20 protein-coding genes are annotated in these 24273 nt (G+C 64.7%); 12 read left to right on the top strand and 8 right to left on the bottom strand.

The features are described from left to right. Positions 1–9: 9 nt before the first annotated feature. From algK to ACVWZT_RS13050, 11 genes are all read left to right on the top strand, one after another. Entirely contained in the window at positions 10–1437 is a 1428-nt protein-coding gene (gene algK, locus ACVWZT_RS13100; RefSeq protein ID WP_457469672.1) for an alginate biosynthesis TPR repeat lipoprotein AlgK, read from the top strand. Next, on the top strand, positions 1434–2912 hold the full coding sequence (locus ACVWZT_RS13095; RefSeq protein WP_457469670.1) for an alginate export family protein: 1479 nt from the start codon (positions 1434–1436) through the stop codon (positions 2910–2912). Before algK ends, ACVWZT_RS13095 begins: the two co-directional genes overlap by 4 nt. Before the next feature lie 22 nt (positions 2913–2934). After that, positions 2935–4494 carry a mannuronan 5-epimerase AlgG gene (algG, locus tag ACVWZT_RS13090; RefSeq protein ID WP_457469668.1) on the top strand — a complete coding sequence of 520 codons (1560 nt, stop codon included), beginning with the start codon at positions 2935–2937 and terminating at the stop codon, positions 4492–4494. 13 nt (positions 4495–4507) lie between these two features. Further along, entirely contained in the window at positions 4508–5950 is a 1443-nt protein-coding gene (locus ACVWZT_RS13085) for an alginate O-acetyltransferase (protein WP_225779194.1), read from the top strand. A 7-nt stretch (positions 5951–5957) separates the two neighbouring features. Continuing rightward, positions 5958–7061, top strand: coding sequence for a mannuronate-specific alginate lyase (locus tag ACVWZT_RS13080; RefSeq protein WP_457469666.1), 1104 nt, complete (start codon positions 5958–5960; stop codon positions 7059–7061). Positions 7062–7182: 121 nt separating this feature from the next. Then, a complete protein-coding gene (locus tag ACVWZT_RS13075; RefSeq protein WP_457469664.1) occupies positions 7183–8640 on the top strand; it encodes an MBOAT family O-acyltransferase in 1458 nt (485 codons plus the stop codon). A gap of 10 nt (positions 8641–8650) precedes the next feature. Next, entirely contained in the window at positions 8651–9808 is a 1158-nt protein-coding gene (locus ACVWZT_RS13070; RefSeq protein ID WP_296230559.1) for an alginate O-acetyltransferase, read from the top strand. A gap of 17 nt (positions 9809–9825) precedes the next feature. Next, complete coding sequence (locus ACVWZT_RS13065) at positions 9826–10473, top strand: alginate O-acetyltransferase AlgF (protein WP_296230558.1); 648 nt, start codon at positions 9826–9828, stop codon at positions 10471–10473. Between the two features lie 35 nt (positions 10474–10508). After that, a complete protein-coding gene (locus ACVWZT_RS13060) occupies positions 10509–11963 on the top strand; it encodes a mannose-1-phosphate guanylyltransferase/mannose-6-phosphate isomerase (protein ID WP_296230599.1) in 1455 nt (484 codons plus the stop codon). Between the two features lie 141 nt (positions 11964–12104). Then, positions 12105–12569, top strand: a complete 465-nt coding sequence (locus ACVWZT_RS13055) for a multidrug transporter (protein WP_296230557.1) — start codon at positions 12105–12107, stop codon at positions 12567–12569. 26 nt (positions 12570–12595) lie between these two features. Then, positions 12596–13408, top strand: coding sequence for an SDR family oxidoreductase (locus ACVWZT_RS13050; protein ID WP_457469662.1), 813 nt, complete (start codon positions 12596–12598; stop codon positions 13406–13408). A gap of 47 nt (positions 13409–13455) precedes the next feature. On the opposite strand, the gene ACVWZT_RS13045 is transcribed toward ACVWZT_RS13050, so the two are convergent. The 4 genes from ACVWZT_RS13045 to ACVWZT_RS13030 form a co-directional block, all read right to left on the bottom strand. Beyond that, positions 13456–14907 carry an efflux transporter outer membrane subunit gene (locus ACVWZT_RS13045; RefSeq protein WP_457469660.1) on the bottom strand — a complete coding sequence of 484 codons (1452 nt, stop codon included), beginning with the start codon at positions 14905–14907 and terminating at the stop codon, positions 13456–13458. Further along, on the bottom strand, positions 14904–15965 hold the full coding sequence (locus ACVWZT_RS13040) for an HlyD family secretion protein (protein ID WP_296230553.1): 1062 nt from the start codon (positions 15963–15965) through the stop codon (positions 14904–14906). The genes ACVWZT_RS13045 and ACVWZT_RS13040 overlap by 4 nt, the downstream gene beginning before the upstream one ends. Positions 15966–15992: 27 nt before the next feature. Next, positions 15993–17531, bottom strand: coding sequence for an MFS transporter (locus ACVWZT_RS13035; RefSeq protein ID WP_457469658.1), 1539 nt, complete (start codon positions 17529–17531; stop codon positions 15993–15995). 163 nt (positions 17532–17694) lie between these two features. Further along, entirely contained in the window at positions 17695–18603 is a 909-nt protein-coding gene (locus ACVWZT_RS13030) for a LysR family transcriptional regulator (RefSeq protein ID WP_296230550.1), read from the bottom strand. A gap of 274 nt (positions 18604–18877) precedes the next feature. On the opposite strand from ACVWZT_RS13030, the gene ACVWZT_RS13025 reads away from it, so the two are divergent. Next, positions 18878–19330, top strand: a complete 453-nt coding sequence (locus tag ACVWZT_RS13025) for a universal stress protein (protein ID WP_457469656.1) — start codon at positions 18878–18880, stop codon at positions 19328–19330. A 71-nt stretch (positions 19331–19401) separates the two neighbouring features. On the opposite strand, the gene ACVWZT_RS13020 is transcribed toward ACVWZT_RS13025, so the two are convergent. Genes ACVWZT_RS13020 through ACVWZT_RS13005 form a run of 4 tightly spaced genes read right to left on the bottom strand, consistent with a single transcriptional unit; the run spans position 19402 to position 24181 of the window. Beyond that, positions 19402–20262 (bottom strand): efflux RND transporter periplasmic adaptor subunit, encoded by an 861-nt coding sequence (locus ACVWZT_RS13020; protein ID WP_296230548.1) that lies wholly within the window; start codon positions 20260–20262, stop codon positions 19402–19404. Between the two features lie 10 nt (positions 20263–20272). Continuing rightward, complete coding sequence (locus tag ACVWZT_RS13015) at positions 20273–20473, bottom strand: DUF1656 domain-containing protein (RefSeq protein WP_008097766.1); 201 nt, start codon at positions 20471–20473, stop codon at positions 20273–20275. A 4-nt stretch (positions 20474–20477) separates the two neighbouring features. Further along, positions 20478–22655, bottom strand: a complete 2178-nt coding sequence (locus tag ACVWZT_RS13010; RefSeq protein WP_457469655.1) for an FUSC family protein — start codon at positions 22653–22655, stop codon at positions 20478–20480. Then, positions 22652–24181, bottom strand: a complete 1530-nt coding sequence (locus ACVWZT_RS13005; RefSeq protein WP_457469654.1) for an efflux transporter outer membrane subunit — start codon at positions 24179–24181, stop codon at positions 22652–22654. The genes ACVWZT_RS13010 and ACVWZT_RS13005 overlap by 4 nt, the downstream gene beginning before the upstream one ends. Positions 24182–24273: the final 92 nt, after the last annotated feature.

Genomic DNA, 24273 nt, shown 5'->3' with positions numbered 1-24273 from the left:
GATCGCCGTATGATTCCCCACAAGAAAAGCGCCAGCCTGGGCCTGTGTGCCCTGGCTGCAGCCATCACCCTGGCCGGCTGTGCCGGCCTGCCTGACCAGCGCCTGGCCAACGAAGCCATGAAGCGCGGTGACACGGCATTGGCCGAGCGCAACTACAAGGCATTGGCCGACCTGGGCTACAGCGAAGCGCAAGTGGGCCTGGCTGACATCAAGGTCGCCACCCGCGACCCGGCGAAAATCAAGGAAGCCGAGGCCACTTACCGCGCCGCGGCAGCGACCTCGCCGCGGGCCCAGGCGCGCCTTGGCCGCCTTCTGGTGGCCAAGCCCGACAGCACCCAGGCCGAGCGCGAGGAAGCCGAGACCCTGCTCAAGCAAGCCGCCGCGCAGGGCGAAGGCAACACCCTGATCCCGCTGGCGATGCTCTACCTGAGCTACCCGCAGAGCTTCCCCAGGGTCAATGCGCAGCAGCAGATCGACCAGTGGCGTGCCGCCGGCAACCCGGAAGCGGGGCTGGCCCAGATTCTGCTGTACCGCACCCAGGGCACCTATGACCAGCGCCTGGGCGACGTGGAAAGAATCTGCAAGGCCGCGCTCGCCGCCACCGACATCTGCTACGTCGAACTGGCCACCGTGTACCAGAAGCGTGGCCAGGCCGACCAGCAGGCTGCCCTGCTCGGCCAGCTCAAGGCTGCCTACGCCCGCGGCGCGGTACCGGCCACCCGGGTCGACAGCGTCGCCCGTGTCCTGGCCGACCGCAGCCTGGGCCAGACCGACGAGAAAACCGCCAAGGACCTGCTCGAGCAGGTAGCCCCGGCCAACCCGGCGTCCTGGGTCAGCCTGGCGCAGCTGGTGTACGACTTCCCCGAGCTGGGCGATACCGACCAGCTGATGGCCTACATCGACAAGGGCCGCGAAGCCGAGCAGCCTCGCGCCGAACTGTTGCTTGGCCGCCTCTACTACGAAGGCAAGACCCTGCCTGCAGATGCGCAAAAAGCCGAGCAACACCTGCAGGCCGCCGCCGACGCTGGCGAAGTCAGCGCTCATTACTACCTGGGGCAGCTGTACCGCCGTGGCTACCTCGGCAACGTCGAGCCACAGAAGGCCGTCGACCACCTGCTGGCCGCCGCCCGTGGCGGCCAGAACAGCGCCGACTATGCCTTGGCCCAACTGTTCAGCGAAGGCCACGGTATTCGCCCGCAACCGGGCAATGCCTGGGTATTCGCCCAGTTGGCCCAGGCCAACCCGACGCCGCAGTCCGCTGAACTGTTGCAGCAACTCGACCAGCAACTCACGCCTGACCAGCGCAGCCAGGCGCAGACCCTGCTGGCGCAAGAGAAGCAGGCCCGCGGCAGCATGAACCTGGGCGCCAACAGCACCCTGGCCATCGAAGCCTTGCAAGACGACGAAAAAGAAGTAACCGGTGAGGACTCGCTATGACGCTCAATCCCTTCGTGAAAGCTGGCATCGGCCTGAGCTTCGCCCTGCTGTGGTCCTGCCCGACCCTGGCGGAAATGACCGCTGAAAAGAACTTCGGCCTTGATGTGAAAATCACCGGCCAGTCGGAAGACGACCGCGACCTGGGTACCCGCTCTGGCGGCGACGTCAGTGGCCTGGGCCTCGACCTGCGCCCTTGGGTATACGGCGAGCGCGGCAACTGGAGCGCCTATGCCATGGGCCAGGCCGTCACTGCCACCGACACCATCGAAACCGATACCCTGCGCCAGAACGACGACGGCACCACCACCGACACCGCCGCCGACGGCCGCGAGCAGGACAAGAGCTACCTGGCCATGCGCGAATTCTGGGTCGGCTACAGCGGCCTCACCGCCTACCCCGGCGAGCAGCTGCGCTTTGGTCGCCAGCGTCTGCGCAGCGACGACGGCATGTGGCGTGACACCAATATCGAGGCGCTGAACTGGACCTTCGACACCACCCTGCTCAAGGCCGACCTGGGCGTGGCCCAGCGCTTCAGCGAATACCGTACCGACCTCACCGAGCTGGCTCCGGAAGACAAGGACCGCACGCACGTCTATGGCAACGTCGCCACGCAATGGACCCCTGGCCACTGGGTCGGCGTACGTGCCCACCACACCCATGACGGCGGCAGCCTGAAGAACCCGGGCGAAACCGTCGATGCGCTGGACAAGACCCGCACCGGCGACCTGACCTGGCTGGGCCTGGAAGCCAACAGCGATGCCTACAACTGGCGCAACGACCACACCGTCAACTACTGGGGCAGTGTCACCTGGCTGACCGGTGACCGCGACACCCTCAGCAGCCAGGTGGTGGGCGACCAGAGCGTGGCCACCGGCAAGCAGAGCGGCGACGTCAACGCCTGGGCCACCGACCTCGGCATCCGCGTTCGCCTCGACCCGCAGTGGCAGGTCGGTGCGGCCTACGCCCGCGGCAGCGGCGGCGGCGGCGACGACGGTTCGAGCAACTACGAGCAGACCGGCCTGGAGAGCAACCGCTCCAACTACACCGGTACCCGTTCGCGCGTGCACCGCTTCGGTGAAGCCTTCCGTGGCGAGCTGGGCAACCTGCAGGCGGCCACCCTGTTCGCCTCCTGGCAGCTGCGCGATGACTACGACGCCAGCTTCATCTACCACAAGTTCTGGCGTGTCGATGACAGCCAGAACATCGGCTCCAGCGGCATCAATGCGGTGGTCAACGACAACGGCGTGAATCGCCCGCTGGTCGATGGCGAAAAAGACCTGGGCCAGGAAATGGACGTGGTCGTGACCAAGTACTTCAAGCAAGGCCTGCTGCCGGCTTCGATGAGCCAGGCCATCGACGAACCATCCGCCCTGGTGCGCCTGCGTGCCGGCGTGTTCAAGCCGGGCGACGCCTACGGCAAGGAAGCGGACTCGTACATGCACCGCGCCTTTGTCGACGTGATCTGGCGCTTCTGAGGCCGGTAGGGGACTTACCGTTATGAACCTTCACCCGCACCTACGTCACAGCCTGCTGGCCAGCGCCTTGCTGCTGGCCGCAGGCCTGGCCGTCGCCAGCGAGCCGACGACGACGGCCAAAGGCTTGCAGCAGGCCAAGACCTACACGGTTTCCAGTGCCCCGGTCGAACCACTGCACATGGACCCGCCAAAGCTGCCCGACCTGACCGGCTACACCGCCGAGGCGGTACAGAAGAAGATCGACCGCCGTCACAAGGGCAAGGTCAGCCTGCGCCGCATGTTCCAGGAGGACACCCTCAAGGAGTTCGTCGGTGGCGACAACAAGGCGGCCGAGTGGGTCCAGCGCCAGCATGGCATTCCGCAGGCGATCTTCGTCGATGACGGGCATGTCGACCTGGTCGAGCTGAGCAAGAAGGTACCCAGGCAGTATCTCAGCGAAGTCGAGCCGGGCATTTACCTGGCGCGCCTGCCGATCGTGGTCGGGCAGAAGGGCATCCTCGAGATCGACGGCAAGGTCAAGCAACTGCGCCTGTCCCAGGAGGGCGGTTCGTTCCTGGTCAACGACGGCAAGCTGTTCGTCACCGACACCCAGGTGACTGGCTGGCGCGAAAAGGACAACGGCCCGGCGACCTTCCGCTCGCCCACGGAATTCCGCCCGTTCCTGCTGTCGTGGGGTGGCACCGAGACCTACATCGTCAACAGCAAGATGGCCAGCTTCGGCTATGCCAAGTCCAAGTCGTACGGCGTGAGTATCTCGCAGTACACGCCGAACATGGCCAAGCGCATGGGCCGCCCGGAACCCACCGGCTGGATCATCGGTTCGGAATTCAGCGACATGTGGTACGGCTTCTACTGCTACGAGACCCAGGACTTCGTGATCAAGGACAACACCTACCGCGACAACATCGTCTACGGCATCGACCCGCACGACCGCTCGCACCGCCTGATCATCGCCGGCAACACCGTGTACGGCACCAAGAAGAAGCACGGCATCATCATTTCGCGTGAGGTCAACGACAGCTGGATCATCAACAACAAGAGCTACGACAACAAGCTCTCCGGCGTGGTGATCGACCGTAACAGCGTCAACAACCTGATTGCCTACAACGAGATCTACCGCAACCACACCGACGGCATCACCCTGTACGAAAGCGGCGACAACCTGATCTGGGGCAACAAGCTGGTCAACAACCGCCGCCACGGCATCCGTGTGCGTAACAGCGTGAACATCCGCCTGTACGAGAACATCGCCATGGCCAACGGCCTGGTGGGTGTGTACGGCCACATCAAGGACCTGTCCGACACCGACCGTGACATTGCCCTCGACCCGTTCGACACCAAGGTGTCGCTGATCCTGGTCGGTGGCGAACTGGCTGCCAACGGCTCCGGCCCGCTGTCGATCGACTCGCCGCTGTCGGTCGAGCTGTACAAGGTGTCCATGCTCGCCCCGCGCAAGGCCAGCGGCATCAGCCTCAACGGCGTGCTGGGTGAGCGCCAGGACGAAATCCTCGACCTGCTGGTCCGCCAGAAAAAGGCTGTGCTGATCGACCCGGTCGAACGCCAGACCGAAATGATCGAATAAGGAAGCCCAGACCATGACTCCACACCTGATGAAACTGCTGGGCCTGTCCACTGCCCTCCTGGCCATCAGCCAGGGCGTGAGCGCCGACGAAGTGAAGGCCCCGACTTTCACCGCCGAGCCTTGCTGCCAGCTGTGCCCGGAAGCGCACGACCCCAGCCGCTACACCACCCGCTATCAGCAGAACTTCACCACGCTGGTGCAGGCTCAGGGTGACTGGCTGTTCCGTACCCGCGAAGACCTGCGCACCGAGTTCACCACCACCCCGGCTGGCTACAAGCGCCTGCAGCAAGTGCATGACGCGTTCAAGAAGCGCGGCGTGGAACTGGTGGTGGTGTATCAGCCGACCCGTGGCCTGGTGAACCGCAACATGCTCAACCCGGCGGAAAAAGCCGCCTTCGACTACCAGAAGGCGCTGGGCAACTACCAGGCCATGCTCAAGCGCTTCGCCAGCATGGGCTACAACGTGCCCGACCTGTCGCCGCTGACCAACGAACAGCTGGCCGCCGCCGACCAGGGCAAGGACTTCTACTTCCGTGGCGACCAGCACTGGACGCCGTACGGCGCCGAGCGCGCGGCGAAGATCGTGGCCGAAACCGTGCACAAGATGCCAGCTTTCGAAGGCATCCCGCGCAAGGAATTCGAGACGAAGAAGTCCGGCCGCATGGGCAAGACCGGCACCCTGCATAACGTTGCCGGCCAGCTTTGCGGCACCAGCTATGCAGTGCAGTACATGGACCAGTTCGCCACCGAGCCGAAGGGCTCCGACGGTGGCGGTGACGACCTGTTCGGTGACGCCGGCAACGCCCAGATCACCTTGGTCGGTACCAGCCATAGTGGCAAGAACTACAACTTCGCCGGCTTCCTGCAACAGTACATCGGTGCCGATGTGCTCAACGTCGCCTTCCCCGGCGGTGGCCTGGAAGGGTCGATGATCCAGTACCTGGGCAGCGAAGAGTTCAAGAAGAACCCGCCGAAGATCCTGATCTGGGAATTCTCCCCGTTGTACCGCCTGGACCAGGAGACCATCTGGCGGCAGATCCTCGGCCTGCTCGATGACGGCTGCGATAACCGCCCGGCGCTGATGAGTGCCAGCACCACCCTCAAGCCCGGCAAGAACGAGTTGATGGTGAACGGCAAGGGCGGCGTGATCAAGGATCTGGTCAACCGCAACATCCAGATGGACGTGAAGTTCGAGGACCCGTCGGTGAAAGTCCTGCAGGCCACCCTGTGGTACCTCAACGGCCGCCACGAGGACATCAAGCTGGAAAAACCGGAAACCGCCGAGACCGATGGCCGCTTCGTCTTCCAGATGCGCGAAGACGAGGACTGGGCCAGCCAGAGCCTGCTGGCCTTCGAGGTACAGGGCCCGGAAAGCGGTACTCAGAAGGTCGAGGCCAAGCTCTGCAAACGCAACAACTTCGCCGTGCCCGCGCAGACCGCGCAGGCCGGCCAGTGAGGCGACCATGACTGCATTCAAGCGAATTTTCCGCCCTGCCCTGCTCGGCCTGGCCTTGTGCGGCAGTGCCGCGCACGCCGCACTGGTACCGCCGCAGGGGTACTACGAAGGGATCGAAAAGCTCAAGACCGGCGACGGTAACTTCCGCTGTGAGGCTGTGCCCCAGCCGTACACCGGGGCCCTGCAGTTCCGCAGCAAGTACGAAGGTTCGGACAAGGCGCGGGCCACCCTGAACGCCAGCTCGGAAAAGGCCTTTCGCAAGTCCACCGAAGACATCACCACGCTTGAGAAAGGCGTGAGCAAGATGATCGGCCAGTACATGCGTGACGGTCGCCCGGCGCAGCTCGAGTGCGCCCTGGCCTGGCTGGGCAGCTGGGCACGTGCCGATGCGTTGATGTCTACCGACTACAACCACACCGGCAAGTCGATGCGCAAATGGGCGCTGGGCAGCATGAGCGGTTCGTGGCTGCGCCTGAAGTTCTCCAACTCGCAGCCGCTGGCCGCGCACCAGGCCGAGGCCGAGCTGATCGAGAAATGGTTCGCCCGCCTCGCCGAGCAGACCGTGCGCGACTGGAGCGACCTGCCGCTGGAGAAGATCAACAACCACAGCTACTGGGCAGCCTGGGCAGTGATGGCCACCGCCGTGGCCACCGACCGGCGCGACCTCTTTGACTGGGCCGTGAAGGAATACCGGATTGGCGCCAACCAGGTCGATGCGCAGGGTTTCCTGCCCAACGAGCTGAAGCGCAAGCAACGTGCCCTGGCCTACCACAACTACGCCCTGCCGCCGCTGGCGATGATTGCCAGTTTTGCCCAGGTCAACGGCGTGGATGTGCGCAGCGAGAACGACAACGCCCTGCAGCGCCTGGCGCAGCGGGTGCTGGCCGGCGTCGAGGACCCGAGCACATTCAAGGCGCGCAATGGCGAGAAGCAGGACATGCAAGACCTGAAGATCGACAGCAAGTACTCGTGGATGGAGCCCTATTGCAGCCTGTATGCGTGCAGCGCCGACACCCTGCAACGCAAGCGCGGGATGCAGCCATTCAACAGCTTCCGGCTGGGCGGCGACCTGACCCGGGTCTACGACCCGAGCGCGGAAGCCAGAAAGTAACGCAATTCCTGTAGGCGCGGATTTATCCGCGCCTACAGGGGGACTAGGTATCTCCCACATTGGTGTGGGGGGTTTGGGGGGCGCTTTGCCCCGGATGCTGTGAACAAAAAGGAGAACCGGGATGGTCTTCTCGTCCAACGTGTTCCTGTTCCTGTTCTTGCCGATCTTCCTCGGCTTGTACTACCTGAGCGGGCAACGTTATCGCAACCTGTTGCTGCTGGTCGCCAGCTACATCTTCTACGCCTGGTGGCGAGTGGACTTCCTGGCATTGTTCGCCGGGGTCACCCTGTGGAACTACTGGATCGGCCTGAAAGTCGGCGCCGCCGGTGTCCGCACCAAGCCCGCCCAGCGCTGGCTGCTGCTCGGCGTGGGTGTCGACCTGGCGATCCTCGGCTACTTCAAGTACGCCAACTTCGGCGTCGACAGCCTGAACGCGATCATCACCTCGTTCGGCCTGGAGCCGTTCATCCTCACCCACGTGCTGCTGCCGATCGGTATCTCGTTCTACATCTTCGAGTCGATCAGCTACATCATCGACGTGTACCGCGGCGACACCCCGGCCACGCGCAACCTGATCGACTTCGCCGCGTTCGTGGCGATCTTCCCGCACCTGATCGCCGGCCCCGTGCTGCGCTTCAAGGACCTGGTCGACCAGTTCAACAACCGCACCCACACCCTGGACAAGTTCTCCGAAGGCTGCACCCGCTTCATGCAGGGCTTCATCAAGAAAGTGTTCATCGCCGACACCCTGGCCGTCGTCGCCGACCACTGCTTCGCCCTGGAGAACCCGACTACCGGCGATGCCTGGCTAGGTGCCCTGGCCTACACCGCGCAGCTGTATTTCGACTTCAGCGGTTACAGCGACATGGCCATCGGCCTGGGCCTGATGATGGGCTTCCGCTTCATGGAGAACTTCAAGCAGCCATACATCAGCCAGTCGATCACCGAGTTCTGGCGGCGCTGGCACATCAGCCTGTCGACCTGGCTACGCGACTACCTGTACATCACCCTGGGCGGTAACCGCAAAGGCACCTTCAACACCTACCGCAACCTGTTCCTGACCATGTTGCTGGGCGGCCTGTGGCATGGCGCCAACTTCACCTACATCATCTGGGGTGCATGGCACGGCATGTGGCTGGCCATCGAGCGCGCACTGGGCATCGACACCAACCCGCAGCGCTTCAACCCGGTGAAGTGGGCCTTCACTTTCCTGCTGGTGGTGGTCGGCTGGGTGATCTTCCGCGCCGAAAACCTCGAAGTGGCCGGCCGCATGTACGGCGCCATGTTCAGCTTCGGCGACTGGCAGCTGTCGGAACTCAACCGCGCCCAGCTGACCGGCCTGCAGGTCGCCACCTTGGTGGTCGCCTACATCACCCTGGCGTTCTTCGGCCTGCGTGACTTCTATCGCAATGCCAGGCCGACGCCCAAGGCCACCCCGGTGGCGGTCAACGCCGACGGTTCGATCGGCCTTGACTGGACCCGCGTGATGACCCGCGCCCTGGTGCTGCTGCTGTTCGTGGCCTCGATCCTCAAGCTTTCGGCGCAGAGCTACTCGCCGTTCCTCTACTTCCAGTTCTGAGGTGGATGACATGACCCGCACCTTACGCATCACCTATTCACTGTCGTTCCTCGGCCTGCTGGTAGGCATGGGCGTGTGGTCGACCGGTGGCCTGCAAAGCTTCCAGCGCACCGAGCAGATGACCCTGCTCAACGGCAAGCTGGCCAAGGCCGCCGAGACCCACTACGACGAACACTTCCCGATCAAGCGCCTGGGCACCAACTTGTGGGCGGCGATGGATTTCAAGCTGTTCAATGAAGGCCGCCCCGGTGTGGTACTGGGCCGCGACCAGTGGCTGTTCAGCGACGAAGAATTCAAGCCCACCCCCGGGGCCGAGCAGCTGATGGCGGAAAACCTGGCGCTGATCCGTGGCGTACGCGACACCTTGCAGCAGCACGGCAGCCAGCTGGTGCTGGCGATCGTGCCGGCCAAGGCAAGGGTATACGCCGAATACCTGGGCAAGGAACTGCCGACCAGCCTGCATGGCGACCTGTACAACCAGTTCCACGCCCAGGCCCGCCAGGCCAACGTGTTCGCCCCAGACCTGATGGCCCCGCTTGAACAGGCCAAGGCCCGCGGCCAGGTGTTCCTGCGCACCGACACCCACTGGACGCCGATGGGCGCCGAAGTGGCAGCGCAGGCACTGGCCGAAGCGGTCAGCCGGCAAAGCCTGCTCAACGGCGAGCCACAGACGTTCGTCACCGAAGCCGGCAGCACCACGCCGTACAAGGGCGACCTGACCAACTTCCTGCCACTGGACCCACTGTTCAGCAACCTGTTGCCGGCTCCGGACAACCTGCAGAAGCGCACCACCCGCCCGGTCGAGGCCGAGGGTGAAGCCGGTGACGCGCTGTTCGCCGACAAGCAGATCCCGGTTGCCCTGGTAGGCACCAGCTACAGCGCCAACCCGCACTGGAATTTCCTCGGCGCGCTGCAGCAGGCCCTGCGCAGCGACGTGGCCAACTACGCCGAAGACGGCCACGGCCCGCTGCTGCCAATGCTCAAGTACCTGCAAAGCGATGCCTTCAAGAGCGCTGCACCGCAAGTGGTGGTGTGGGAATTCCCCGAACGTTATCTGCCAATGAAGAACGACCTCAGCAGCTTCGACCCGCAGTGGATCGCGCAGCTGAAGAACTCCCGTAAATCCGAAGAAAACCTGGCCTTGTCGTCCACCCGGACGAACCACTGATAGAGAGGAACACGCCAATGACTACCAAAACTTCCATTGCCAAAGCCCTCACCCTCGCGGCCGGCCTGTCCCTGGCCTCGATGCAGGCATTCGCCGGTGCCGACGCCGCGCTGTACGGCCCGAGTGCACCGAAAGGTTCGACCTTCGTGCGCCTGTACAACGCTACCAGCACCCCGACCGCAGCCTCGGTCGGCAACACCCAGATCAAACAGGTCGGCGCCCAGGCCAGCAGCGATTTCAGCTTCCTGCCAGGCGGTGACTACACCGCCCAGGTCGGCGGCAAGAGCGTGCCGGTCAAGCTGGCCTCGGACAAGTACTACACCCTGGTCAACAGCGCCAATGGCAACCCGAAGCTGATCGAAGAGCCACCGTTCAAGAACAAGCAGAAAGCCCTGGTTCGCGTGCAGAACCTGAGCGACCAGCAACTGACCCTGAAGACTGCCGACGGCAAGACCGAAGTGGTCAAGCCGGTTGCCGCCAATGGTCGTGGCGAGCGTGAGATCAACCCGGTCAAGGTCAACCTGGCACTGTACCAAGGAGACAAGAAAGTGGGTGACCTGAAACCGGTCGCCCTGGAACGCGGCGAAGCCGCAGTGCTGTATGTAACGGGTTCCGGCAACGCCTTGTCGCCGGTGTGGGTAACTCGCCCCGTGGCTAGCAACTGATTCCACTGCCTCTCAACGACTATTGGAGAAACATGATGATCCCGGTAATTCTTTCTGGTGGTAGCGGTTCCCGTCTGTGGCCTCTGTCGCGCAAGCAGTTCCCCAAGCAGTTCCTGGCCCTGACCGGTGAACACACCCTGTTCCAGCAAACCTTGGAACGCCTGGTCTTCGAAGGCATGGACACGCCGATCGTGGTCTGCAACAAGGACCACAAGTTCATCGTCCAGGAACAACTGGCCGCGCTGAAGCTGGAAACCCAGGGCATCCTGATGGAGCCGTTCGGTCGCAATACCGCCCCGGCGGTGGCCATGGCGGCGATGAAACTGGTCAACGAAGGCCGCGACGAGCTGATGCTGGTGCTGCCGGCCGACCATGTGATCGACGACCAGAAGGCCCTGCAACGTGCCCTGGCCCTGGCCACCGTGGCCGCCGAGCGTGGCGAGATGGTGCTGTTCGGCGTACCGGCGACCAAACCGGAAACCGGCTATGGCTACATTCGCTCCAGCCAGGACGCCCTGCTGCCTGAAGGCGTGGCCCGTGTTGCCCAGTTCGTCGAAAAGCCCGACGAGAAACGCGCCGCCGAATTCGTCCAGGCCGGTGGCTACTTCTGGAACAGCGGTATGTTCCTGTTCCGTGCCAGCCGCTTCCTCGAAGAGCTGAAAAAGCACGACGGCGACATCTACGATACCTGCGTGCTGGCCCTGGAGCGTAGCCGTGAAGACGGCGATGTACTGACCATCGACGAAGCCACCTTCGCCTGCTGCCCCGACAACTCCATCGACTACGCGGTGATGGAAAAGACCCAGCGCGCCTGCGTGGTGCCGATGTCGGCCGGCTGGAGCGACGTGGGCTGCTGGTCGTCGCTGTGGGAAGTGCACGAGAAGGACGACAACGGCAACGTCACCAAGGGCGACGTGGTGGTGCAGGACAGCCGCAACTGCATGATCCACGGCAACGGCAAGCTGGTGTCGGTGATCGGCCTGGAAAACATCGTGGTGGTCGAGACCAAGGACGCCATGATGATTGCCCACAAGGACAAGGTCCAGGGCGTCAAGCAGATGGTCAAGACCCTCGACGAGCAGGGCCGCAGCGAAACCCAGAACCACCTGGAAGTGTACCGCCCATGGGGTTCGTACGACTCGGTGGACATGGGCGGCCGCTTCCAGGTCAAGCACATTACCGTCAAGCCGGGCGCCAGCCTGTCGCTGCAGATGCACCACCACCGTGCCGAACACTGGATCGTGGTATCCGGCACCGCCGAGGTGACCTGTGACGAGAACGTGTTCCTGCTGACCGAGAACCAGTCGACCTACATCCCGATCGCCTCGGTGCACCGCCTGCGCAACCCGGGCAAGATCCCGCTGGAGATCATCGAGGTGCAATCCGGCAGCTACCTGGGCGAGGACGACATCGAGCGCTTCGAGGACGTGTATGGCCGTACTTCCACGCCGATCGAGCGTGGTGTTTCGGTGAAGACCATCGCGCAGTAAAACTGCCAGCTGCAGGAAAAAAGCGGGACGGAGGTGAATCTGCAAGCGCGGGTTCACCACCGCCCCGCTTTTTTCTTGTGCCTTGCAGCTTGCCGCATGGCGCTCCAAGATGTCCGAGTCTCTGTTCGGAATCAGCCCATCATGATCATCGGTGCCTTTCTCATTCTTACCTGGCTGGTGCTGCTGTTGCGCTACCCGGCCAAGGCCCTGCCGATCTCGCTGGCGGCCGTGTGCGGCCTGGGCCTGGTGGCCTTGTTCGTCGTCTGGCAGGACGCTCGCGAAACCTCGCGGCTGGCCCGCCTGGACCTGCGCCTGGCCTACGCCCCCGAACACTGCCCGGCCGACCGTCCCCTGCAGGTGCGCATGAAGAACGGCAACGACGTGCCGCTGACCGAACTGCGCTGGCGGGTGGCAGCATATGCACCGGGCGATACCGTGAACCTGGCCGAGAACACCTACAACGCCCCGCGCTATCGCGGGCCGGGCGAGCTGCAACCGGGGACCGAATGGCAAGACTGCCTGCCGCTGCCACCACTGCGTTCCGGGTACCGGCCGCAGACCCTGGAGTTTCGGGCAGAGCGCCTGCAAGGTACATTCGCCAATTGATCGCCTCCGGAATACAGGTCCCAACCATGCCCACCGTACTGATCACCGGTTGTTCCAGCGGCATCGGCCGCGCCTTGGCCGACGCCTTCCGCGATGCCGGTCACCATGTCTGGGCCACCGCGCGCAAGGCGGAAGATGTTGAGCAACTGCACGCAGCCGGTTTTACTGCCCGGCAACTGGACGTGAATGACAGCGCTGCTTTGGCCCGCCTTGCCGAAGAGCTGGAGACCCTCGACATCCTCATCAACAACGCCGGTTACGGGGCCATGGGCCCGTTGCTCGATGGCGGCGTGGACGCCCTGCGCCAGCAGTTCGAAACCAACGTCTTCGCCGTGGTCGGCGTCACCCGCGCGCTGTTCCCGCTGCTGCGCCGTACGCGTGGTCTGGTGGTGAATATCGGCAGCGTTTCCGGCGTGCTGGTCACCCCCTTCGCCGGTGCCTACTGCGCCTCGAAAGCCGCCGTGCATGCGCTGAGCGATGCCTTGCGCCTGGAGCTGGCACCGTTCGGCGTGCGGGTGATGGAAGTGCAGCCGGGGGCGATTGCCTCGCAGTTCGCCAGCAATGCCCAGCGCCAGGCCGAGCAGGTGCTGGCGGCGGATTCAGCGTGGTGGCCGTTGCGTGAGCAGGTGCAGGCTCGGGCACGTGCGTCGCAGGACAAACCGACTTCGGCGGCGGTGTTTGCCCAAGGCGTATTGGCAGCAGTCGGCAAGTCGCCGGTGCCAGCAATGGTGCGCCTGGGCAATGGCAGCACGGCCTTGCCGCTGATGGCCCGGCTGCTGCCGCGGCGGTTGCTGGACTGGGCGCTGCGCAAGCGCTTTGGCCTGTTGCGCCCGCTCTGAGTGTTCGGCCACCTGTGCCGGCGATGGGCCGCACAGCGGCCCGGCTTTCATGCTTTCTTCAGCGGTTGTTCGTCGAATGCCTGCCAGCCACCACCCAAAGCCTTGTACAGCCCCACCAGCGCCTGCGACACCGCCGCCGAGCTGTCGATCCACTGCTCCTCACTGGCCAGCAATGCGCCCTGCACCGTCAGCACATTGAGAAAGTCAACCGCCCCTTCCACATACTGGCGCTGGGCAGTTTCCAGGGCGATGCGGTTCTGCCGCACCGCCTCTGCCAGGTGGTCGCGGCGCAACTGGCTGGCGTTGTACAGGCGTAGCACATCGTCGATTTCATGCCAGGCGCCCAGCACCACCTTGCGATAGTTCAGCGCCGCTTCCTGCTGCTGTGCCTCGCGCAGTTCCAAGGTGCCCTTGAGCCGGCCTCCCTCGAAGATCGGCAACGACAGTTGAGGGCCGAAGGCGAAGCGTCGTGAGTCCCAACCACCCAGGTCGGACAGCTGCAGGGCCTGGAAACCGACGCTGCCCGACAACCGGATACTCGGGTAGAAGTCGGCCTTGGCCACGCCAATGCTGGCAGTCGCAGCATGCAGGCGAGCTTCGGCCTGGCGAATGTCCGGACGGCGCTCGGCCAGTTCGGACGGCAGGCCGATGGCAAACTTCTGCTGCGGCGTAGGCAGTTCGCCACCCTTGAGCAGTTCGGCCTGCAAGCTGCGCGGCGGTTCGGCGGCGAGCAGGCTGAGGGCGTTGACCAAGTCGTCGCGGCGGGCCTCGAGGCTTGGCAGGCGCGACTCGATCGAAGCAACCTGGGCACTGGCCTGGGCCACGTCAAGCCGGGTGGCAACGCCTTCGGCCTGGCGGTCCTCAGACAATTTCAGGCTGTGCCGGGCAACCTTGAGGTTGTCCTGGGTCACATCGATGGTGTGCTGCACGGCGCGCAACTGGATGTAGTTGCCGGCGGTTTCCGCAAGCAGTGCCAGGAGCACGCCACGACGGTCGTTTTCGGCCACTTCGACGGTAGCATCGGCCGCTTCGACCTGGCGCCGCACACGGCCCCACAGGTCCAGTTCCCAGCCGGCCACCAGGTCGCCCTGCCAGAGGTTGAAGGCTGCCTTGCCCGCCTTGCCGGACGGGTCGCTCAGGCCATCGGCACTGTTGCGCGCGCGGCTGTAGCCGGCGTTCACATCCACCGACGGCACCTCATCGGCAGCCACGCTGCTGCGCAGGGCACGGCTTTGCAGCAGACGCGCGCTGGCCATCTGCAGGTCCAGGTTGCGCTCGGCAACGCGCTGGATCAAGGCACTCAGCCGGGCGTCGTGAAAGCTGTCCCACCAGCGCAGTTCCAGCGGTTCGGCCTGTGGCTGGCTGGCCGCCGCCTCGCCTTGCAGCGGCGCCCACTGTTGCGGTGCCTGACTGTCGGGGCGCTGGAAGTCGGGGCCCAACGTGCAGCCGGTCAACCACACCGCCAGCAGTAACGGGCTCAAGCGTAATACCGGTTTCATCGCGCACTCACCTGTTTGCTTTGCAGCGTGTCGCCACGGGTATCGATGGTCGCCTCCACCGACATGCCCACGCGCAGGCGGGCAAGCAGCGGCTGGCCGTCATCGAAGACGATCTTCACTGGAATGCGCTGCACCACCTTGGTGAAGTTGCCGGTGGCGTTGTCCGGCTTGACTGCGGCGAACGTCACCCCGGTGGCCGGGGCGATGCTTGCCACATGGCCGTGCAGCTCTTCGCCAGCAAAGGTGTCGACACTGATGCTCACCGCCTGGCCAGGCTGCACGTGAGTCAGCTGGGTTTCCTGGAAGTTGCCGACCACGTAGGCCTGCTGCAACGGCACTACCGACAGCAGGCGGGCGCCCGGGTTGACGTAGGCGCCGACGCGCAGGGCGCGCTCGCCGACCATGCCGTCCACCGGCGCGGTGATACGGGTGTAGGACAGGTCGAGCTGGGCCTTCTCCAGCCCCGCCTCGGCACGCTTGAGCTGGCCATCGGCACTGGCCACCTGGGCGCTGAGGATATCCACCTGTTTGCGCGCCGCCACCAACGCCGCCTGGGCATTGGCCAGGCGTGCGCGCGCCTGGTCGACCCTGCTGCGCGCCTGCTGGGCATTCTGCACGGTACCGGCGCCCTGCTCGGCCAGGCGGCTGTAGCGGTTCACTTCATGGTCGGCGAATGCGGCTTCGGCCTGGGCCGCTTTCACCTCGGCCTCGGCCTGGGCAATCAGTGCGGCCTGACGCTCCAGAGTGGCCCTGGCGTCGGCGCTCTGCGCCTTGGCCACCAGCAGTTGCGCCTGTGCGGCATCCAGTGCGGCCTGGTAGTCGCGGGCATCGATGGTCGCCAGCAACTGGCCGGCCTTGACCTGCTGGTTGTCTTCCACCAGCACCTCCTTGATGAACCCGGCGACCTTCGGTGCGACCACGGTGTAGTCGGCGACCACATAGGCATCATTGGTGCTCTGGCGGTGGTCGCTGCCGAACAGCCAGGGGCCGACGATGCCGGCCAGGACGGCCACGGCAAGCACCGAGCCGATGAACAGGGTTTTGCGGTTGTTGGTCATTTCAGCGGTTCTCGAATTCATCCGGGGTCAGGCTACTGCGCGTGGCGGGTAGACCCGGGTCGGCACGAAAGGAATCAGGCAGATCAGGACTACGGCAATGCCGGCCATGACCAGGTAGAGGTCGGCCGAGGTCAGCACCAGCGCCTGCTCGTGGATACGCCTGGCCAGGCCCACGGCGTTGTCGTCGACCAGCGGTGCGTTGCCCAGGCTGTCCACCAGGTGGTTGGAGTGAAAGTGCCGGCGCACGGTGCCAAAGGCGTCCAGCAGGCCACCGGCAATCACCGCTGCCAGGCCTTTCACGGTGTTGAACCAGCTGGAAGCGAACGGGCCTTCCTGCGGGGTCATGCCGTTGGTGGACAACATCAGCAGCGGCAGCACGGCCATCGGTTGGCCGAATACCTGCAGCAGGTAGAACGGATAGAAGTCGCCACGGATCCATTCGGCGGTCAGCAGGCTGCTGCCGAGGCAGGACACCGCCAGCAACGCCAGGCCGACGCCCAGCACCCAGCGGCAGTCCACAGCGCGGATGTTGCACAGCGCCGCTGTCAATGGCAGGGCAATCAACTGTGGCATCGCCACCAGCAGCATCAGCGGGCTGGTCTGCGCCGGCCGATAGCCCTGCAGCTGTGCGAGGTAGGCCGAGGGGATGCTGCCCACACCGGAGAGCACGACCAGCACCCCGGCCAGGGTAACCAGGGCAAAGCTAAGGTTGCGCCGCGACAGCATACGCAACTGGAAGAACGGCAGCGGCTCGGACCATTCGTTGTACATGAACAGCACCAGCAACAGCAGGCCACCGCCAAGCAGCCAGCAGATCAGCGGCGAATCGAACCAGCCCCAGCGGTCGCCCAGCGACAGGCCCAGCACGATACAGCTGATGGCAGGCAGGCCGAGCAGCACGCCCCGCCAGTCGAACTGCCTGAAACGCTCCAAGCGTAGCGGGTCCTGCGGCAGGCCCCAGCCGACACAGACCATGGCCAGGGCCGAGGGCAGGATGATCTGCCAGAACGCCCATCGCCAGCCGACGTATTCGGTCCACAGCCCCGCCAGCGGGGTGCCGAGGTTGGGCCCGAAGGTGGCGGTGAGCGCGTAGCAGGCCAGGCCATAGACCTTGATGCCCGGTGGCAGAAAGCGCAGGGCCACGCTCATCAGCATGGGCGGCAGCGCGCCCGAGGCGAAGCCCTGGAGCACGCGCAGCAGCATCAGGCTGTGCAGGTTGGGGGCGAACGGTTGCAGCAGGCCGAACAGCGCGAACAAGCCGATGGCGCACAGGGTGAAGCGCCGCAATGAAAAGGTGGTGGCCAGCCAGGGCGCGAACGCCATGGCCGAGACCGAGGCCGCGCTATATACCGCCAGCAGCCACGCGCCTTCGTCAGCACCGATGCCCATGGCGCCACGGATATCGGCCAGGGAAATCTTGGTCACCGATTCGTTGAGCCCCGCGCATAGTACCGCCAGCAATACACCGAACAGCCCGACCACGACCTGCAGGCCGAACGCCGTCTGCGCAGACGCAGCCGGCGCAGGGGCGGCAAGCGCGGCAGACGGGGCGGACAGGGAACTCATGGGTGGACATCTCCAGCAACAAATTTGCGACCGGAGCAAGTCTAAGAAGGTCGAATACTGACGAAAACTGACTTATCGGTAAGTTTATGTTGCGTCAGACGCAATCCATGTCAAAACCGGGGCTGCCTGCTCGCGGACATGCAGCGGCGTAACCAACCTGGTATCAAGGGTCGACACTGCAGCAAGCCTTCAAGATCTGCCGCAACCAGCGATGCGCCGGATCATTGTGCAAGCGTGGGTGCCATGCCTGCAGAACGGTCACCCGCTCCAGCGGCACCGGGATTTCGAACGAGCGCAGCGGCAGCCCTAGCTTGTGCACGCTGTTGAGAATATTCGCCGGCATCGGCAGGATCAGGTCGGAATCCGGCAGCGAGAACAGCGCCGAATGAAAGCTCGGAGTAATCAGCGCCACCCGCCGCTGTACCTTGCAGTTGGCCAGCTCGACATCGATCGGGCCGTTGGCCCGCCCACGGCGTGACACGCTGATCTGTGGATAACTGGCGAAACTGGCAGGCGTGATCGGCTGTTCGAAGATCGGGTGGTCGCGCCTGGCCAGGCCTACGTAATAAGTCTGGAACAGGCTCTGCACCTTGATCTCCGGGCCCAGCTCCATGGTCGAGCTGATGATCAGGTCCGTACGCCCGTCACGCAGCACGCTGTCATCATCACCGCCAGGGCTTTCCGGCACGAAACGCAGCACCGTGCGTGGCGCCTGCACGTGCATGCGTCTCAACAGCTGGGCGCCGTACAGGGCAATGAACAGGTCGTTGGTGCGGATGTTGAAAGCCCGGTCGAGCTTGGGCAGGTCGACCTCACCGGCACTGCGGAACACCTCACCGGCCTGCTCCACCAGCGCAGCCACCTGCTCACGCAGGGCCAACGCTCGTGGCGTCGGCACCAGGCCGCGGCCGGCGCGCACCAGGATCGGATCGCCCAGGGCATCGCGGATCCGTCCCAGGGTCCGGCTCATCGCCGCCGGGCTCAGGTTCATGCGCTGTGCTGCGCCAACCACACTGCCTTCGTCGAGCAGGACATCGAGGGCGACGAGCAGGTTCATGTCGGGGAGTTGCATGGCCGTTTTCCGTGACAACTGTGGAATCTGGCGATGGTAGCAGGTTGGCGGATTGCACCAGACGCAATGCGCTCGTACGCGGCGGGGCATTTATCCACCGGCCGTGTTCGGCCATAAATGAGGCATTGGCAGGCCCGGCCCTTTCGCGGGGCAAGCCCGCTCCCACAGGAATCCCACAATACTCGAGTAATGTGCAGTACCTGTGGGAGCGGGCTTGCCCCGCGAAAGGGCCGAGCCTGCAAGCACATCAGCCAGCCTCAACTTAGGATTCCGCATGCCCAGCCCCGTCCTGATCGCCATCGATGCCTCCCCCGCTTCCGCCGCCCTGCTCACCCTTGCCCGTCGCTATTGCCACCCCGGCGATCATGAATTGCACGTGCTGCTGGCCATCGACTCGACCTTCGCCGTGCACGACAAACCCGCGCCTTACACCACCGAGGAGCTGGAGGAATACCCCGCCGCCTGCGAGGAACAACGCCTGGGTGACCGCGCCGTGGCCGAAGCGGTGGAGCTATTGCAGCAGGCCGGTTTCGACAGCCAGGGCTGCATGGTTGCCGGTCAGCCGGCCGAGGCAATTGTCAGCAAGGCACAGGAACTGAACTGCGAGCTGATCATCATGGGCCACCGCCACCTGTCGCGGCTGGGGCGGCTGCTGGATCCGTCGATCAGCGCGAAGGTGATTGACCGGGTTGAGGTACCGGTATTGGTCGGGGCTGCGGGTGGATGACTTGAGAGGTTCATCGCTTGTGGGATCGAGCGCCGCGCGGGCGCTGATCGATCCCACAGGCGCCACACCACTCAAGGCGACCCCGGCTTCACCACCACCGTACAGGTCGTCCCCGCCGCCAGCAGAAAACCGTCCGGCACTTCATCGATGTGAATACGCACCGGCACCCGTTGCGCCAGGCGCACCCAGTTGAAAGTCGGGTTCACATCGGCGATCAGTTCGCGGCTTTGCGGGTTGTCGCGGTCGTAGATGCCACGGGCGATGCTCTCCACATGGCCCTTGATACGTTCGCCGCTCATCATCTGCAGTTCGGCCTGGTCACCCACCTTCACATGCGGCAGCTTGGTCTCTTCGAAGAACCCGTATACCCAGAACGAGTGCTCGTCGACCACCGCCATCACCGCTTCACCGGTGCGCGCGTAGTCACCTTTGTGGATATTCAGGTTGGTCACGTAGCCGTCAACCGTGGCCACGATCTGCGTGCGCTTCAGGTTCAGCTCGGCCGCCGCCAGCTCGGCAAGGGCTTGCTGGTAATCGGCCTGGGCCGCATTGGCGATGTTGCTGGCGTCGTCGCGGTTCTCTTTGGAAATTACCAGGTTGTCCATGTCGGCACGGCGCTTGGCGTTGACCTTGCGCATTTCCCAGGTGGCCTTGCGCGAAGCGACCAGGGCCTTGGCCTGGTCGACCGCGAGCTGGTAGTGCTCAGGGTCGATCTGGATCAGCAGGTCGCCCTTCCTCACCCGCTGGTTGTCCTTGACCGGCACGTTCACCACATAGCCGGGAACGTCGGCGGCGACATTGATGATATCGGCGCGCACGCGGCCGTCACGGGTCCATGGCGTGGTCATGTAGTGCAGCCACAACTGGCGACCGATCACCACGGCAGCGGTCAGCACCAGCAGGGTGGCGATCAGGCTGAAGAACTTTTTCATTGAAGGATTCTCACCAGTAGAGCGACAGCGCCAAGGCGCCGAACAGGCAGACGAACAGGCTCAGGCGCAGCAGCGCCGGGTGCCAGAAGAAGCGGTAGCCATCATGGCTGGCGATGAACCGGTCCAGGCCCCAGGCCAGGCCCAGGGCGAACAGGAACATCAAGGTCATGGTCGGCATGTACACGCCATGGAAGGCGATTTCGCGGGGCATGATTTCACGAAGCACGGTGCAGTCCTTTCGCCGGTGCCAATGGCGACTGTGGGTCGAGCAGGGATGAACGGATGAAGTGCAGGTAGCTTTGCGCGCGGCGCAGTACCGAGGTGTCGAAGTGCCGGGCGAACGGCTCGTCGGTGGCCTGTACGCGGGCAATGGCGTGGTCCACCGCTACCAGGGCGCGTTCGTGGTTGCTGGCGCTGGGCTGCAGGAACAGCCGAGCCAGGGCGCGGCCCATGACGCGGATGGCCTGGCGCCAGGGCTGCGACTCGGCGTAGGCCGGGTGCACCGGCGCACGGGCCTGCTCCTTGCGCAGCTCGATGACTGCGTGGCCGATCTCCAGCACCGTGAACATCCAGCCCATCAGTTGGCTCTGTACCTGCGGCTTGCCAGCAGCCAGGCCATAAGCCTGGTGCAGCAGGTCGCGGGTGCGGCTTTCGAAGGCCGAGCCCAGGCCGCGCAGGCGACCGCTGATGGCGAACAGCACCTGCTCGCGCAATTCCTGCTCCAGGCGGCTCCACAGCCAGCGGCTGTTGGGCGGCAGGATGATTGCCCCGGCCGCAGCACAGACGAACATGCCGATGACCATGCCGATGTAGTCGTTGATGAAGCTGTACGGGTCATACACGGTCAGGTTGTTCGGCACCGAGCCGATGGCGAAGAACACCAGCAGGCCGATGCCATAGCCGGCATAGGCCGGGCGTGACGAAAGGAAGGCGCCCAGCACCAATACCGGCGCCAGCACCATGCACAACAGCGGGAATCCGTCGATCCAGGGGAACACGAAGAAGGTTTCGAAGAAGCCGACGAAGGCGCCAATCGCCGTACCACAGGCCATCTGGAACGACATGCGCTTGGGGTTGGGCGAAGCCGCCGACAGGCCGACGGTAACCGTGGCGATCAGGGTCATCATGGCGCCGCTGGGCCAGTCGCTGAGCAGCCAGTAACTGCCCAGCAGCAATAGCACCGCCGAGGCACGCAGGCCGGCGGCCAGCGATACCAGCCAGCTGGTCTGCGCCACATAGGGCTCGTCCCACTGTTCACGTTCGTGCTGGTGCGCAGCCAGCGAGGCGTGCGTCTCGGCGTAGCTGTACATCTCGTCGACGAAGCGGTAGAGCAGCTCGAAGGCCGTGTGGAAATCGAGCAGGTCGGCCTCGCTCGGCTCGGTCGCCAGGTAGTCGGCGCGCAAGCTGCGCACCTGCGCCTGCAGGCCTTCCTTGTAGGCCGCCAGTTCCAGCGTCAGGCGCAACGCGTCGGCATCGGTCAGCGCCCGGCCGACATAGGGTTGCAGCAACTCCACCAAGGTGTTCAGGCCCGGCTCGATGGCGCTGACGATCTGCCGTGGACCCCGCGCACGCAGGCGCTCCAGCAACCGGTGCAGGGCATTGAAGCGGGTGGTGATGGCCATGAACTCGCTGTTCATGCGCACCAGCCGGCCAGAACGTCGGCGCATGTGCGGGTCTTCGAACGCAGTGACGTTGCGCAGGCTCTCAAGGCCCACTGCCTCGGCGACGAAACGCACGTTGCTGCTCTCGAAGCGGTCGCGCTGGCTGTCGCCGCGCAAGGCCTCGACCACTACCCCGGCGAATACGCCAAAACGCTGGTACAGGGCGTTGCGCATGGCGGCACTGGCGGACTGCGGCAGGATCGCCGCGCTGACGAAAGTCGACACCAGGATGCCCAGGGCGATTTCCAACACCCGCCACACTGCTGCCATGAATGCCTGGTCAGGGTGTTGCAGCACCGGCAGGCCGATCATCGCTGCGGTGTAGCCGGCCAGCACGAAGCCATAGGCGCGGAAGGTGCGGTAGCGCATGGCACCAGCCGAGCACAGGCCTACCCACACGGCCAGGCTGGGCAGGAACAGCTCGGTGTTCTGCGGAAAGATGGCGATCAGCGCCACCATCATCGCCGAGCCGGCCAAGGTGCCCAGTACCCGGTAGAAGCTCTTGGCAAACACATGCCCGCTTTGCGGCTGCATCACGATGAACACGGTGATCATCGCCGTGCGCGGTTGTGGCAGTTCCAGACGCATGGCCAGCCACAGGGTGATGAACGCAGCGGTCAGCACCTTGAAGATGTACACCCAGGTCACACCGTCGGTGCGCGCCCAGGCAAAGAAGCCCCGGCGCCATTCCAGGCTCTGCAGCCAGCGCATGGGCAAACTGAAGGTGCTCATTCGGCGCTGTCCGGCTGCTTGTCGAAAATGGCCAGGCTGGCCGGGGTTTTCGGTGCCGCCTGGCGCTGCTCCGGGGGCACGTCATGGCCAGCCTGCAAGCCACCACCCAGGGCGGTGACCAGCCCGGCATGGGCAATCAGGCGCGCGGCCTGCACCTGCTGCTGCACCTGCTGCTGGCGGAACAGCAAGGTTTGCGCGTTGAGCACGTTGAGGTAGTCGGTGAGCCCGCGCTGGAAGGCGACCATGGCAATGTCGTAGGTCTTTTGCGCAGCAGCGACCGACTCGGCGGCAAAGTGCGACTGCTGCTGCATCGACTCGCGGCGGATCAGCTGGTCGGAGATGTCTTTCAGCGCACCGACCACGGTCTGGTTATAGCGCGCCACAGCCACGTCGTAGCCTGCCGAGGCCACACCCAGCTGCGAGCGCAGGCGGCCACCGTCGAAGATCGGCAGGCTGATGGCCGGGCCGACGTTGTAGTTGAATTTGCGCCCGGTGAGGAACTCCAGCGGACCACCGCCTGTGGCCATGAAGCCCAGGCTGCCGACCAAATCGACGTTGGGGAAGAAGCCGGCGTGGGCGACATCGATGCCACGCGCCTGGGCGGCCACCTGCCAGCGGCTGGCGACCACGTCGGGACGCTGGCCGACCAGCTCGGCCGGCAGGTTCGACGGCAGTTTCAGCGGCGCCGCCAAGGCCAGGGTCGGGCGCTGCAATTGCGCACCCTCCCCCGGGCCCTTGCCGGCCAGGGCGGCCAGCTGGTTACGGGTCAGGGCAATCTGTTCATTGAGGCTGTCGAGCTGGCGGTGGGTTTCCGGCAGTGGCGCTTCGGCCTGGCTGACTTCGAAATGGGTGCCGATGCCAGCATCCAGGCGGCGCTTGGCCAGGGCCAGAATCTGCTCCTGCTGGTGCAGTTCGGCCTTGACGATATCGCGCTCGGCGAAGTGCAGGCTCAGCTGGATATAGGCGCGTACCACGTTGCTCTGCAACTCCAGCTGCGCCTGGCGGGCTTCGGCCACGCTCACGTGCGCCTGGTCCACGGCCTGCTCGCTGGCATTGCGTTCGCGGCCCCATAGGTCGAGGGCGTAGCTGAAGCCAATGGCAGCGTTGTTGTCCCAGGTGTTGGCGCCGGACAGCGCGCCAGGGCCATAGAACTGGTCCTCAGGCCAGTTGTGGCGCTTGAGCGTGGCCTGGCCATTGGCCTGGAGCTTCTCGGCCGACTCGACCACGCCGGCCATGGCCTTGGCTTCCCGCACCCGCGCCGCCGCCATGGCCAGGCTCGGGCTGCCGGCCACGGCCAAGTCAATCCAGCGGTCCAATTGAGGGTCGCCATAGGCCTGCCACCATTGCTGGTCGGGCCAGTGGGCGTCGCTCGCGGCTTCGCGTATGGCCGCGTCGGTGGTCAGGGTATTGGCTTGCAGCGTCTTGCTTTGCGGGGCTATGCCCCAGGTTCCGATACAGCCGCTCAAGGTGAGGGCAAGGGCACAGGCACTGAACGCACTGAGCGTTCTGATGATGCGACGCGGCACAGCTGCGAATTCCCGAGGAAGAGGTGATAGGGCCGGGCAATTCTAGGGGGCGGCAGCACTGGCGATAAGCGTGGATTCCTGCGAATCTTTGT

This window comes from Pseudomonas sp. TE21394 (genome assembly GCF_054057835.1).
The sequence above is the reverse complement of the archived record's forward strand: the minus strand, read 5'-3'. Positions and strand labels throughout refer to the sequence as shown.